The sequence below is a fragment of the Streptomyces sp. NBC_00104 genome (assembly GCF_045160825.1).
Taxonomy (GTDB): domain Bacteria; phylum Actinomycetota; class Actinomycetes; order Streptomycetales; family Streptomycetaceae; genus Streptomyces.
In genome coordinates this window covers 4974768-4987682 of record NZ_CP108215.1, presented here as the reverse complement: position 1 = coordinate 4987682, position 12915 = coordinate 4974768, and the positions used below count along the sequence as shown (strand labels likewise).

14 protein-coding genes and 1 pseudogene are annotated in these 12915 nt (G+C 68.4%); 9 read left to right on the top strand and 6 right to left on the bottom strand.

Annotation, left to right across the window (positions count from 1 at the left end):
• Positions 1-329: 329 nt before the first annotated feature.
• On the bottom strand, positions 330-851 hold the full coding sequence (locus OG272_RS21900; RefSeq protein ID WP_327729190.1) for a DUF2165 domain-containing protein: 522 nt from the start codon (positions 849-851) through the stop codon (positions 330-332).
• Positions 852-1019: 168 nt separating this feature from the next.
• On the opposite strand from OG272_RS21900, the gene OG272_RS21895 reads away from it, so the two are divergent.
• From OG272_RS21895 to OG272_RS21860, 8 genes are all read left to right on the top strand, one after another.
• Entirely contained in the window at positions 1020-1160 is a 141-nt protein-coding gene (locus OG272_RS21895; protein WP_405894560.1) for a hypothetical protein, read from the top strand.
• Positions 1161-1278: 118 nt separating this feature from the next.
• Complete coding sequence (locus OG272_RS21890; RefSeq protein WP_327729191.1) at positions 1279-1404, top strand: hypothetical protein; 126 nt, start codon at positions 1279-1281, stop codon at positions 1402-1404.
• Positions 1405-1839: 435 nt separating this feature from the next.
• Positions 1840-2952 carry a hypothetical protein gene (locus tag OG272_RS21885; protein WP_327729192.1) on the top strand — a complete coding sequence of 371 codons (1113 nt, stop codon included), beginning with the start codon at positions 1840-1842 and terminating at the stop codon, positions 2950-2952.
• Between the two features lie 362 nt (positions 2953-3314).
• Complete coding sequence (locus OG272_RS21880) at positions 3315-3743, top strand: recombinase family protein (RefSeq protein WP_327732215.1); 429 nt, start codon at positions 3315-3317, stop codon at positions 3741-3743.
• Positions 3692-4300 carry a recombinase family protein gene (locus OG272_RS21875; protein ID WP_405896051.1) on the top strand — a complete coding sequence of 203 codons (609 nt, stop codon included), beginning with the start codon at positions 3692-3694 and terminating at the stop codon, positions 4298-4300. The genes OG272_RS21880 and OG272_RS21875 overlap by 52 nt, the downstream gene beginning before the upstream one ends.
• Positions 4301-4807: 507 nt before the next feature.
• Positions 4808-5923 (top strand): ADP-ribosylglycohydrolase family protein, encoded by a 1116-nt coding sequence (locus OG272_RS21870; RefSeq protein ID WP_326582076.1) that lies wholly within the window; start codon positions 4808-4810, stop codon positions 5921-5923.
• A 68-nt stretch (positions 5924-5991) separates the two neighbouring features.
• Entirely contained in the window at positions 5992-6429 is a 438-nt protein-coding gene (locus tag OG272_RS21865; protein ID WP_327729195.1) for a GNAT family N-acetyltransferase, read from the top strand.
• 216 nt (positions 6430-6645) lie between these two features.
• Complete coding sequence (locus OG272_RS21860) at positions 6646-7251, top strand: phosphotransferase-like protein (protein WP_328223342.1); 606 nt, start codon at positions 6646-6648, stop codon at positions 7249-7251.
• Here the strand turns inward: OG272_RS21860 and OG272_RS21855 are convergent.
• From OG272_RS21855 to OG272_RS21845, 3 genes and pseudogenes are all read right to left on the bottom strand, one after another.
• Positions 7244-7408, bottom strand: a pseudogene (locus OG272_RS21855) (winged helix-turn-helix transcriptional regulator); the annotation flags it as partial. The gene OG272_RS21860 and the pseudogene OG272_RS21855 overlap by 8 nt on opposite strands.
• A gap of 84 nt (positions 7409-7492) precedes the next feature.
• Positions 7493-9070 carry a sodium:solute symporter family protein gene (locus tag OG272_RS21850; protein ID WP_326582079.1) on the bottom strand — a complete coding sequence of 526 codons (1578 nt, stop codon included), beginning with the start codon at positions 9068-9070 and terminating at the stop codon, positions 7493-7495.
• A gap of 194 nt (positions 9071-9264) precedes the next feature.
• Positions 9265-10053 carry an SDR family oxidoreductase gene (locus tag OG272_RS21845; RefSeq protein ID WP_327729198.1) on the bottom strand — a complete coding sequence of 263 codons (789 nt, stop codon included), beginning with the start codon at positions 10051-10053 and terminating at the stop codon, positions 9265-9267.
• A gap of 80 nt (positions 10054-10133) precedes the next feature.
• Here OG272_RS21845 and OG272_RS21840 point away from each other — a divergent pair, with 80 nt between their 5' ends.
• Complete coding sequence (locus OG272_RS21840; RefSeq protein WP_326582081.1) at positions 10134-10991, top strand: hypothetical protein; 858 nt, start codon at positions 10134-10136, stop codon at positions 10989-10991.
• Positions 10992-11171: 180 nt separating this feature from the next.
• Here OG272_RS21840 and OG272_RS21835 read toward each other — a convergent pair whose 3' ends face one another.
• Together OG272_RS21835 and OG272_RS21830 are read right to left on the bottom strand one after the other, a co-directional pair.
• The gene (locus OG272_RS21835) at positions 11172-11381 is read right to left on the bottom strand and encodes a DUF397 domain-containing protein (protein ID WP_326582082.1); all 210 of its coding nucleotides are present in this window, start codon (positions 11379-11381) and stop codon (positions 11172-11174) included.
• Between the two features lie 300 nt (positions 11382-11681).
• Positions 11682-12551, bottom strand: a complete 870-nt coding sequence (locus OG272_RS21830; RefSeq protein ID WP_326582083.1) for a helix-turn-helix transcriptional regulator — start codon at positions 12549-12551, stop codon at positions 11682-11684.
• Positions 12552-12915: the final 364 nt, after the last annotated feature.

Genomic DNA, 12915 nt, shown 5'->3' with positions numbered 1-12915 from the left:
CTCTCGCGTACGAGCCGTACGGCCCGCGACGGCACCCGGTCAGTCACGCCAGGTACCGGGGTCGTCACTGTTCAGAGTAGGAACGAGTCGCGACGCTGAGTGACGTGAACCAGGAAACCCTTCGCCAAGTCCCCGCCAGTGCGTACCTCTTCACGAGGCAGTTGTCCGCAACTCGAAAAGGTGCTCGACTGGCCAGACTGCTCACCGAACGGCAACTGGGCGATGGGGGCGTGCCGTTGGGTGGCGCGGCCCAGGTCGTGGCCGAGCCCGGTGTCGAACGCCGTGCTTCCGGAGGGGACTCCTGGCCCGGCCGCGGACGCGGAGGTCGGTCAGTCGATCGTCCGGTCGTTCGTCGGCAAGTAGGTCACCAGCAGGACCACGCCGCTCAGCAGGAACACGCGGAGGGCGGCGTCCAGGCCGTTCCAGTCGCCGGACTGCCACATGACGAACCATTCACCGCCGATGGCGATGAAGCCGGCGCCGAAGAGGAGGAGGACCATGAGGAGGCCGAGGGTGCTGTAGCGGCGGGCGGTGTGGAAGGTGTGGTGGCCGAGACCCCGGGCCCAGAAGTAGGTGGCCGCGAGCAGGACCAGGGCCGAGACGGTCTCCCAGATGATGATGAGGACGTAGGCCGCGTCCTGGATGCCCTTCGACTCGATGGCCCGCCACATGAGGTCCTCGTCCTTGAACGTGGTGTCCATGGCGAAGACATGGCGGACGAACTGCTGGTTCGTGCCGAAGTCGGTGATGTTGCTGAACGCCACGAGCGCCATGTACAGGGCGACCGTGCCGACAAGCAGCGTCGAGGCCAGGGGGAGAAGCGAGCCACGGGGGGTCTGGGATTCAGCCATGGTCCAACTATGTGCGTGGTCATGGATCATCCCCAGGTGATTTTCGGCGCGTTGGATCACGACGAGAGCCGTCGTTGGCGGAAAACCGAGGGTGGCCGGAGGGGTGCGGAGTAGGGGGCCGGGCCACCTCGTGAGCACTGCTCTGGTAGGCGGGCGCCGCCCTGCTTCGTGAGCACTGCTCTCTTAGGTGAGTACACCACCGCCCTGCGCCTGGGCACCGCCGAGGCCGAGCAGGTCCTGCGCCGCTTCACCCGCGGCGGCCCCAAGCACCCCACCTACCAGGCGATCGAGGACTGGGCCGGGCTGTGAGCACGGCGTTCGTCTGCGGCTACCTCGCCGACGTCGACAGGTCCTCGCCGATCCGAAGTCGGCCGGCACGCTCACCGACGCCGACCGGCGGGCACTGTCCCCGCTGTTCTGGACCCACGTGAACCTCTACGACCGGTTCGAGCTGGACATGAACAGGCGCCTCGAACTGGACCTGACCGCCAAGGCAGCCGCAGTGCCGTGGCCGCGCACCGCCGAGGGTGAACCGGCAACGGCCTCCGCGTGAGGGGACCGGCTTGGGGCGCAACACCGAATCGCGCCGCAAGCCTCACTCGATCGAGGAGGCTTGCGGAGCGAGCAGTGGGTAAAGGGTGGGATGGCGGATTCCGTTGAGCCGGTTGTGCCGCTTGATGGCGACGATGCCTGGGTGGAGATGCTGCAATCTCGCCTGGGCAAGAGAGCCTGACTCGCCTGCCCCTCACCCCGCCCAGGATCAGGTGGTGCGAATCTCATATGCCGCTAATCTGGAACAAAGACACCCAACGGCAGGACACTACGCGGCTACAAGGCAAGGCCGTTCGCTAGAGGGGTTAAGCGCAGCGAACGCGGCTGTTGACGAGGCAACAAGTGCACCCGGCAGGACCGGTCTGGGCGTAGTGAACCTCCGGGGCGAAGCTACCAGCTCACATGGGCCAAATTCTCAGATCAGAAAGGCCGAGACATGGCAGCGCAGCAATTTTTCGTCGACTGGACGTTCCGCAACGACGAGAAGACCCGGGCCGTCGGAACCCTGGGCGGCCATAGGGTGACGCTCACCGGGGAGGGCGCCGCGGCAACGCCGGCAGTGAGCCCCTTGGGTGCCGCTTACCTCCACCAGGACTGGCAGCAATTTGAGTTGGCGCAATTCAGCCCGCCACTTCGGGCCTCAGACATGATAGAAATCGTCGGCCTTGCCGGCCATTCCTTCAACGTCGTATTCGAAACTGACGTGCAGGCCATCGTTCTTCACCTGGGGTCGCTCGCCTCAACCCTGGTGTTCACGAACCTTCCGGCGGGTACGACAGTCACCAAGCTCAGCGGTGACGATGACTTCAAGGTCGTCGACGGAAACAAGGTCGTAGGCAAGTATGTGCCTTTCAGTGGCGGAGTCAGTGACTCCAACGGCAGCGTTCAACTCAAGGGCCTCCAGCCCTTCAGCTCGATTGCGTTCACCCTCGAACCGCTTCCCACCGTCTCAGGGCACGACGGCGTACACCTCCAGATCGGCGGGACGGTAGAACCGCTTCAGTTCGTCGACTGGACGTCCCGCAACGACGAGAAGACCCGGGCCGTCGGAACCCTGGACGGCCAAAGGGTGACGCTCACCGGGGAAGGCGCTGCGGCAACGCCGGCAGTGAACCCATTGGGCGCCGCTTACCTCCACCAGGACTGGCAGCAATTTGGGTTGGACTCCTTCACCCCGCAACTGCCCTATTCAGACATGATAGAAATCGTCGGCCTTGTCGGCCATTCCTTCAAAGTCAAATTCGAAGCCGACATGAAGAACCTCGTCTTCCATCTGGGGTCGCTCGCCTCAACCCTGGAGTTCACGAACCTTCCGGCGGGTACGACAGTCACCGAACTGAGCGGCGACGATGACTTCGAGGTCGTCGGCGGCAACAAGGTCGAAGGCCAGTATCATCCTTTCAGCGGCGGGGTCAGTGACTCCAACGGCACCGTTCGCCTCAGCGGGTCCCGGCCCTTCCGCTCGATTGCCTTCACCCTGAAACCAAATCCCCCCGTCTCAGGGCACGACGGCGTACACCTCCAGATCGGCGGGGCGCCTATCGTCTGAGCTGAGCTCGGACAGCGAACCGCAACGCAATGCCCGTCTAGTCGAGCAGCTGTCCGCCGCGGGACAGGCCGATGCCCGGTGATCCAAATGGAACTTCCTAGACCTGCCAGTTCCACACCGCTTCTCGCCGGCTTCCGTGTGACGATCGGCGCGCACTGGTAATTCTCGCAAATTACCAGTTGTGCGAGTTCTGCGAGATCCCCGGAAGTGATCGCGTTTCCGCAGGTCGCCACTCGCAGAAGTCCTCGCAAAACGTGGGTGTTGTGCGAGACAGTTCTGACACACTGCCGGGGTGGATATGACGCCCGATCAAGCCGCCTTTGAGGTAGAACAAAACGACTGTCCGAACTGCGAAGCTCCCGCTGGGAGCCCGTGCCGCACGCGCGGCGGCAGATGCGCGACGAAGTACCACACCCCGCGCTTCATCCTCGTCCCTACACTCCGCGAGGAGCCGGAGGTCCTCGCGCCCGAGGACCGGGGACCAGGGCGGCCGTGGAAGCCCGGTCCGCCCGTCGAGGCCGCGCCGGCCACCGCGGTGGCCAAGCCGATCCGGATCGGGTAACGCGCGCTGCTCGACCGCCCGGCAGGAACTCGCCTCCCAGCTCAACGCGCTCGCCCGCGCCGACTGCAAGCGGATCTTCTCCGAGAAGATCTCGACCCGGGTCAAGACCCGGCCGGAGCTGGAGAAGGCGCTCAAGCTCGCGTACGACATCAAGGAGGCCGCCCCGACCAAGAGGTCATCCTCACCGTCCACGAGCTCAAGCGCCTTGCCCGCAACGCCGCCGAGCTGATGACGCTCTCCGGCCAGCTCCAGGGCGCCGGGGTCCAGCTCGAACTCCTCACCGGCCCGCTCACCGGCATCTACGACCCGGGCTGCATGGGCGCCATGTTCTTCGCCGTCCTGGCCGCCGCCGCCCAGATCGAGCGCAACTACATCCGGGAAAAGCCCCTGGAAGGCCAGGTGACCGCCGCGTCCAAGGGCAACCACGGCGGACGGCCGAAGGCCATCGACGACGACATGCTCACCTTCGCCGTCGCGCTCAAGGACAAGGGCGTCCCCGTCCCCGAGAGCGCGAAGAAGCTGACCATCAAGGTCGGCAAGAACGCGGGCAAGTCCCCGTCGGTCGCCTCGCTGTACTGGGCACTGGGCGAAGCCGAACAGCAGCAGGACGACGGGGCCCGGGTGATCGAACAGCGCCGCCCGGTCCCCGCCCGGATCACCGGACCCGGCAGCGGCACCCACCCCGAACTTATGGAACGGCTCACCCGTCAGGCCCTCGAAGGCTCGAACGACGACGTCCTGGAACTGCTGGCCCAGCGGGCCGCCGACGAAGGGAACCCCAGGTGATCCCACTGCCGCCCATCCGCACGAAGGGGCCGGTGTCCTCGACGCCACCGCCCTGGTGACACCGGGCCGTTCGGCCGCTGGCCCGACCCGAAGGCCCTCCTGCGCAGGTACTGCGAAGCCAGCCCAGATGACGGCCAGGCCCGCACCCTCACCGCGGGCGAGGAGCATTTCACCGTGACGTGGCACCTGCTGCCCTGCCCGCACTACGCGGCCGATCGCGGCCTGGCGAGAGAAGAGGACTGAGGTTACACAGCGCTACATGTCCCTTCACCGTAGCCATACGAGAGCAGGGCCGGGTACGGCGGCTGTTCGTGTCCACGCGTCTGGCGATCGGAGTGGATCAAGAGTGGATCAACAGGTGTGTCCCACGTGACGTTTAGCGCTCGTCGAGAGCCCTGATTGGACCGTTCCCATTCCATTACAGTGCTGGACTGTCGAGCCGTACGGGCGTACGGATGTACTGACGTACTGACGTACGGGTCGGGCAAGGGCCGTGAGGAGGCCGGGGTGGGTGCGACAGCCGGTGCCGTCTGGGGGCGGGTCGAGCAGCAGGACTTCCGCAGCCGTGTGCGCGGAACGCTGCTGGGCGCGGCCGTCGGCGACGCGCTGGGCGCGCCGGTCGACCACCTCACCCTGGCGCAGATCGGTGAGGCGTACGGCCCGGAGTGGCTGACCGATCTGGTCTCCGCGTACGGCAGGCGCGGCGCCATCACCGACCTCACCCAGCTCGCCCTGTTCTCCGTCGACGGCCTGATCCGCGCCCAGGTCCGCCGCGACACCGGTGTCTGGCACCCGCCGACCGATCTGCACCGGGCGTATCTGCGCTGGGCGGCGACCCAGCGGGACTGGGGCCCCGACGAACGCCGCAAGGACGACGGCTGGCTCGCCCGCGAGGAGTGGCTCTACGCGCGCCGCGACCCCTCCGTCATCTGCCTCCTCGGCTTCGGCGACGGGACCATGGGCACCCTCGACGCCCCCAAGAACCCCGGCGCGTCCGGCGCCGAGGCCGCCGCCCGCTCCGCCCCCTTCGGCCTCCTCGTCGGCTGGGAACCCCAACTGGTCTTCCAGCTGGCCGTCGAGTGCGCGGCCCAGACCCACGGCCACCCCATCGCGTACCTGGCCGCCGGCTCCTACGCCGTCATCGTCCACGCCCTCGCGCGCGGGGAGAGCCTCGACGCCGCCGTCCAGAAGACCCTGGTGCTGCTGGCCGCCCGCCCCGGCCACCAGCCCGTCGCCGACGCCCTCCAGCAGGCCGTCACCGCCGTCCGCCAGGGCACGCCGTCCCCCGCCGTCGTCGAGCGGCTCGCCGGTGACGGCGCGGCCGCGGGGGTGCTGGCCGTCGCCGTCTACTGCACCCTGGTCGGCGAGGACATACGCCACGGCCTGTGCCTCGCCGTCAACCACGGCGGCCCCTCGGGAGCCGCCGGCGCCCTGACGGGCGGCCTCCTCGGCGCCCTCCACGGCGAGACCGCCCTGCCCCCGGCCTGGCTGGCGGAACTGGAGGGCCGCCCCACGATCCTCGTCCTCGCCGACGACTTCGCCCTGGAAATGACCCAGGGCCCGTCCCTCCACGCCCCGGGCGGCGCGGTACCGGGCTGGCTGACCCGCTACCCCCGGGCCTGAGTCCACGCGACCGGGAGCAGCGGAGCCCGCGCGGTGTCGTGAGCCGGTTGCGGGATAGCGTGCCGATCATGGCTGACTGGAACATACGTCCGGCGCTGGCGACGGACGTCGAGCCGATCGCCGAGCTGCGTGCCGTGGTCATGCGCCCCGACCTCGAACGCCTGGGCCGCTACGATCCCCACCGCGTCCGCCAACGCTTCCGCGACTCCTTCGACCCGGCCCACGCCTGGGTCATCGAGGTCAGCGGCACCTTCGCCGGCTGCGTGGCCCTCCGCCCGGCCGCCGACGCCCACTGGCTGGAGCACTTCTACCTCGCCCCGCATCTCCAGGGCACCGGCATCGGCACAGCCGTACTCGCCACCCTCCTCAGCCGCTGCGACCACGCCGGTATCCCGGTCCGCCTGAACGTCCTGCAGGGGAGCCCGGCCAGGCACCTCTACGAACGCCACGGCTTCCGCCTGGAGACGGAGGACCCGGTGGACGTCTTCATGGTGCGCGACATATAGGCGGCCTGTTTCGGCGCCCCGTCTTCCTACCCCGGCGTCACCGCCATCGCCGCCCTCCTCACCATGGGTGGGAGTGGCCACCTCCCTCCCACGGCGCGGTCACCTCGACCTCGACGACCTCGGCCTCCACACGCTCCCCCTGCCACTCCGCCGCCGTCCTCCCGTGCCCGCCGAAACAGGTTTCGTGCCGTGCCCGGGGCGCCCTACCGTAGCCCGGTGACCACTCAGATGATCATCCTCAACGGCGGCTCCAGCTCGGGGAAGTCCGGGATCGTACGGTGCCTGCAGGCCGAACTGCCGGACCAGTGGCTGGCGTTCGGCGCCGACTCCCTCATCGACGCAATGCCCGCGAGGATGCAGACGTCGGACGGCGGCATCGAGATCTCCGCCGACGGCCAGGTCGGCATCGGGGCGGACTTCCGCGCCCTGGAACAGGCCTGGGCCCAGGGCGTCGTGGCCATGGCCCGCGCGGGCGCCCGCATCATCATCGACGACATCTTCCTCGGCGGAGCGGCATCCCAGCAGCGCTGGCAGAACATCCTCGACGGCCATGACAGCAATGACGGCCAGGGCGGCCAGGGCGGCAATGACGGTCAGGACGGCGTCGACGGCGTAGGCGCGCTGGACGTGCTCTGGGTCGGGGTCCGATGCGACAGCACTGTCGCTGCCGGCCGCGAGGTCGCCCGGGGAGACCGAGTCCGGGGAATGGCCGCGGCCCAGGCGCACCTCGTCCACGAGGGCGTGCACTACGACCTGGAGGTCGACACCACTCACACCGAGTCCCTGACCTGCGCCCGCACGATCGCGGCCCACATCAGCTGACCCACGGCGCGGTCCGGCCCGGTTCGGAGTCGTAGGTCTCGCAGGTTCGCTGTTACCTCTGGCAGGTGGGCGGCGAACCATTCGGCGAGGTGGGCGAAGAGGGGGCGAGGCTGCGGCCGAGTTCGGTGATCTCGTACTCGACCCGGGGCGGAACCTCGTGTGGGCGGTTCGACGACGGCCGCCCCCGGACACCTCCCGGGTGCGGCCCTCGTGGCCTCGCTGGCGGACCTCCGTCGGGTCCTCAGACCCCGCTGGGGCTGGACGCGTCCTTCCCCTGAGCCGGTACGGCGGCAGCGGCTCCGGCGCCGCCCTTGCCGTCCCCGTCGCCGTCCGAGTTGATCTTCTCGATGATCGCGAGCCGCTCGGGCGTGTCCTCCGGCTTGATGAAGCCGATGACGATGTACAGCACCAGCGAGACGGCCAGCGGGATGGACACCTGGAACTGCAGCGGCACCCCGCCCTCGACGCTCCAGTGGATCGGGTAGTTCACCAGCCAGAAGGCGAACAGCCCGCACGCCCAGCTCGTGAGCGCCGCCGTCGGCCCCGACCGGCGGAACGGCCGCAGCAGACCCAGCATCATCGGGATGGCCATCGGTCCCATCAGCCCGGCGACCCACTTGATGACGACGGTGATGATGTCCTTGAAGGCGGGCGAGTTGACCTGCGTGGCCGCCGCCATCGACAGACCCAGGAACACGACGGTCGCGATCCGGGCGACCCGCAGCCCCTGCCCCTCGCTCCACGTCCGCGCCCGCCGCCAGATCACCGGCGCGCAGTCCCGCGTGAAGACGGCCGCGATGGCGTTCGCGTCGGACGAGCACATGGCCATCGTGTGGGAGAAGAAGCCCACGATGACGAGGCCCAACAGCCCGTGCGGCAGCAGCTGTTCGGTCATCAGGGCGTACGAGTCCGACCCGTCGCCCTTCTCCGACGTCACCAGCAGCGGCGACATCCACATCGGGAAGAACAGCACCAGCGGCCAGACCAGCCACAGGATCGCCGACAGCCGGGCGGAGCGCTCGGCCTCGTACGGGGTCGCCGTGGCCATGTAGCGCTGGGCCTGGTTGAGCATGCCGCCGTTGTACTCGAAGAGTTTGATGAACAGGAAGGCGAGCAGGAAGACCGTGCCGTAGGGGCCCACCAGCGGTTGGCCGTGGCCCTCCAGCTCCGGGCGGTCCCAGACGCCGAAGAAGCCGCCGTAGTCGCCCAGTTTGCCCGCCACGGCGATGAACATCGCGACGCCCGCCAGCAGTTGGATGACGAACTGACCCAACTCCGTGAGCGCGTCCGCCCAGAGGCCGCCGATCGTGCAGTAGACGGCCGTGATCGATCCGGTGATCAGGATGCCCTGGTTCAGGGAGATGCCCGTGAAGACCGACAGCAGGGTCGCGATCGCGGCCCACTTGGCGCCGACGTCCACGATCTTCAGCAGCATGCCGGACCAGGCCAACGCCTGCTGCGTGCCCAGGTTGTAACGGTTCTTCAGGTACTCCAGGGGGGACGAGACATGCAGCCGTGAGCGCAGCCGGTTGATGCGCGGCGCGAACAGCTTGGAGCCGATGGCGATGCCGAGCGCGATGGGGAACGACCAGGTCACGAAGGACGTGACGCCGTAGGTGTACGCGATACTGGCGTAGCCGGTGAACATCACCGCGCTGTAGCCCGACATGTGGTGCGAGATGCCGGAGAGCCACCAGGGCATCTTGCCGCCGGCGGTGAAGAAGTCGCTGACGTTGTCCACGCGCTTGTGCGACCAGACGCCGATCGCGACCATCACACCGAAGTAGCCGATGAGCACGGCCCAGTCGAGACTGTTCATGGGCCCCCTTCCAGGGTCCGCCGCCAAGGTCAGGCATGTGAACTCTGGGTTCGGTGGCATGCCCACGGCAAGGAAGTGGAAGGTCAAGAGGAGGTAAAAAAGTTCCGAGCGGTGACTTGGGTTTATGTATATGAACTGCGGGTGGCTGAAAAGAATCACCCTCGTTCCTCGGCGGGGCCGTCGGTGAGGGCAGGTCAGCGCATCAGTTCCCCGGCGTTGACGAGCAGGGACTGGCCGGTGATCGCCCGTGCGCGGTCGGAGGCCAGGAACGCCACCGCGTCCGCGACATCCCCGTCCGTGGCCAGCTCCGGCAGTGCCATCCGCTCGGCGAGCCGCGCCAGCACCTCCGCCTCGGACACGCCCTCGCCGTGCGCCGCGAACCGCACGTACGCCTCCACGGGCGGCCCCCACATCCACCCCGGCAGCACGGTGTTGACCCGTATCCGGTGCGGCCCCAACTCCCGTGCCAACGAGTACATCGCGCTCGTCAGCGCACCCTTGGACGCCGCGTACGCGGCCTGCCGCACCTGCGAGGGCGCGGCCACCGCCGACTGCGTGCCGATGATGACGACCGACCCGCCGCCCGCCGCCTTCAGGGCGGGCAGGCAGGCCCGGGTCATCCGCAGGGTGCCCAGCAGGTTCACGTCCAGGACCGCCTGCCAGGTGGTGAAGTCGGCGTCCTCCAGGCCCCCGAAGTAGCTGTCCCAGGCCGCCACGTGCACCACCGCGTGCACGCCCCCGAACCGTTCCCGCGCGAGCGCCGCGAGCGCCGCGCACTGCGCCTCGTCGGTGATGTCGGTCGCCCGGTAGGCCGTGTGCGCGCCGTCCGGGTCCACGTCCGCCGCGGCCTTGGCGAGATTCGCCTCCGTGCGCGCCCCCAGAACGGCGTTCCCGCCGTCCCGTACGACCGCCGCGGCGACCCGCTGGCCCAGCCCGGGACCGACTCCCGAGACGACGACGGTCTTTCCCGCGAGCAGTGACATCGGAGACCTCCCGGCTCTGGCGCAATATCTGACGGAGCGTCAGAGTATGGGCGACCGCAGGTGGACGGAAGGGGAAGCACATGAGCGAGGCCAAGCGCATGAGCGAGGACACCCGCAGCGCCACGTACGCCGAACTGGCCGCCGTCGGCCCGTACGGCGTCCGCCCAGGCCACGCGCTGATCACGATGGTCGAGCCGCACCCAGGCCATGAGTACGCGTACAACCGCTGGTACGAGGACGACCACTACTACGCGGGCGCGATGGCCATGCCCTGGATGTTCGCGGGGCGCCGCTGGGTGGCCACCCGCGACCTCCAACTCCTGCGTACGCCGGAGAAGTCGGCGATCGCCCAGCCGGTCACCGCCGGCTGCTACCTCTCCACGTACTGGATCACCGACGGCCGCTACGACGACCACATGAGGTGGACCGTCGCCATCAACCGGCGGCTGAATCGCGACGCACGCGTCTACCAGGACCGTACGCATGTCTTCACGGCCTTCCAGGACCATGAGGCGACCGTCTACCGCGACGGGGCCGCCGGGCCCCGCGACTTCCACGCCCTCGACCACCCGTACGCGGGCCTCGTGCTCCAGGTGATCGACGCCGAAGGGCCCGAGGAGCGCGCCGAGTTGCTGGAGTGGCTGCGGGCCCGGCATCTGCCCAAGCGGCTCGCCGGTTCGCCGGCCGCGATGGTCACCGTCTTCCGGCCCACCCCGCTGCCCGTCGACCGGATGTCGTACGTCAAGCAGGTCGAGGGCGTGGACACCCGCCTCACCCTTCTCTGGTTCCTGGAGGCCGACCCGCGCGACTGCTGGGAGGCGTACTTCGACGGACTCGGGGAGGCGGTCGCGGAAAGCGGGCTGGGGAGGCCGGAGTTGCTGGCGCCGTTCGTTCCCACCGTGCCGGGGACGGACACGTACGTGGACCGGCTGCGGTGAACCCGGTCACCCCGGGGTGATGCCACGGTGATCCCGGAGTGATCCAGCGGTGATCCCGGGGCGGGGCGGGGTGAGGACAAGGCCGAGCCCCCTCGGCCAGGACGGCGGGCCGGTCGAGAGGGCTCTGTCAGTAGGTGTATGTGAAGTTGGGGTGGTGGTGATGGTCGGGGTGAACCATGGTCACGCGAGGTCGAAGGCTCCCCGGCTGACCTCGGCCACGAACGCGCTCCACGAGTCGGCGGGGAACGCCAGCGTCGGACCGTCGGAAACCTTGGAGTCACGCACGGACAGGGCCGAGACGACGGGGGACTTGACCTCGACGCACGCGCCGTTCCCCGTGGAGTAGGACGACTTGACCCACGTGTCCGTGGCGCCTTGCTGAATTGCCATTTCTGCTCCGCTTGCCGGTTTGTCGTTGAGTTGCTGTCGCCGAGCCGTGAAACCTTGCTGACCGTTTCCGGAACCCACGGTTCGGTTTGCGCCAAGGTCGTTGATTTCCTTGACGTGATCGACGCTACTCGCCAACATCGGCTGGCGAAGCGACTATTCACTCGGGTGGGTGGCATATTCCATGAGGGTCTTCCCTCCGAGTGTGTCGAGGGTGTATCTTCCGGCCCCTTCAGCCCCGCGAGGGCTCGAATCCAGCCTTCGGTGGGCTTTCAGGGGTCGTTCGGCGGTCCCTGCCGGGGCTCAGCGCGGCCGAAGCTCCGCGTACTCCTTCGCGATGTCCGCGATGAACTGGCGGGATTGCTCCACGTTCAGGGCCTGCGCCCTCAAGTGCTCGTACATGACGCTGTATTTCTGGACGTCGGCGGGCTTCTCCAGATAGAGATCGCTGGTGACGCCCTCGATGTAGACGACGCTGGAATCCGACGCGTCCGGGAACTCCAGAATCGCGTACTGCCCGTTCAGACCGGGATGCGCGCCCAGGTCGAAGGGGATCACCTGCACGGTGACGTGCGGGAGTTGGGACTGCTCGACCAGGTGCTCCAGCTGCTCGCGCATGAGGGAGCGATTGCCCACGACACGGCGCAGCGCGGCCTCGTCGAGGACCGTCCACAGCCGCAGGGGGCTCTCCGGCGCGGAGATACGTTCCTGTCGCCTCAGCCGTACCTGGACCCGGTTGTCGATGTCGCCGGGCATGGTCTCCGGCAGCGCGCCCGCGATGAGCGCCTCGGCGTACGGGCGGGTCTGCAGCAGCCCGGGGACGACCTGGGGGTCGTAGACGCGCAGGCTGGCCGCGTCGGTCTCCAGGCCGATGTAGACGCTGTACGGGACGTCGCCGAAGGCGTGCCACCAGCCCTGCTGGCGGGAGTCCTTGGCCATCTGCATCAGGGAGTCGACGACCCGCTGGTCCTCGACCTCGTAGACCCCGCAGAGATCGCGGACGTCGCGCTGGCTGATGCTGCGGCGGCCGTTCTCCAGGCGGCTGATCTTCGACTGGGAGACCAGCAGCCGCTCGGCGACCTCCTCGGCGGTCATGCCCTTGAGCTCGCGGAGCCGACGCAGCTCCTGGCCCAACCGGCGTCGCCTGACGGTGGGATTGACATTGGACGCCACGGGACGTGCACCTCCGGCTGCGTGCCTCTACATTGCGTATCTGCTGCTGAGCAGATTGCCACCAAGGTGCTGAGTACCGCTGGAAAACAGCGGATATGCGCTGCGCACGCGCCGTTTGCACCGGTGATTTTCCGCCGTGGAGGGATCTCCGCCGGATGGACGCGTAGGGACGGGGCGTGAGGTGCGCGCACATGCGGCCGCGCGGGGCGTGTACGGCCGTATGTGGGCCGTACACGCCCCGCGCGAGCCGGCGGCTCCCGAACCGGGTCCTGGGGTCCCTGCGTGTGGTTCGGCGCCGACGGTGCAAGCAGTGCGTGTGGTGCTGTGGTGGAACGGGTGGCGCGTGTGATGCGGTGGGGGCGGG

Excerpts from the sequence above, each read along its gene's own strand:
- OG272_RS21900 (WP_327729190.1), bottom strand. The coding sequence starts at position 851 with ATGGCTGAATCCCAGACCCCCCGTGGCTCGCTTCTCCCCCTGGCCTCG.
- OG272_RS21885 (WP_327729192.1), top strand. The coding sequence starts at position 1,840 with ATGGCAGCGCAGCAATTTTTCGTCGACTGGACGTTCCGCAACGACGAG.
- OG272_RS21865 (WP_327729195.1), top strand. The coding sequence starts at position 5,992 with ATGGCTGACTGGAACATACGTCCGGCGCTGGCGACGGACGTCGAGCCG.
- OG272_RS21850 (WP_326582079.1), bottom strand. The coding sequence starts at position 9,070 with ATGAACAGTCTCGACTGGGCCGTGCTCATCGGCTACTTCGGTGTGATG.
- OG272_RS21845 (WP_327729198.1), bottom strand. The coding sequence starts at position 10,053 with ATGTCACTGCTCGCGGGAAAGACCGTCGTCGTCTCGGGAGTCGGTCCC.
- OG272_RS21840 (WP_326582081.1), top strand. The coding sequence starts at position 10,134 with ATGAGCGAGGCCAAGCGCATGAGCGAGGACACCCGCAGCGCCACGTAC.
- OG272_RS21835 (WP_326582082.1), bottom strand. The coding sequence starts at position 11,381 with ATGGCAATTCAGCAAGGCGCCACGGACACGTGGGTCAAGTCGTCCTAC.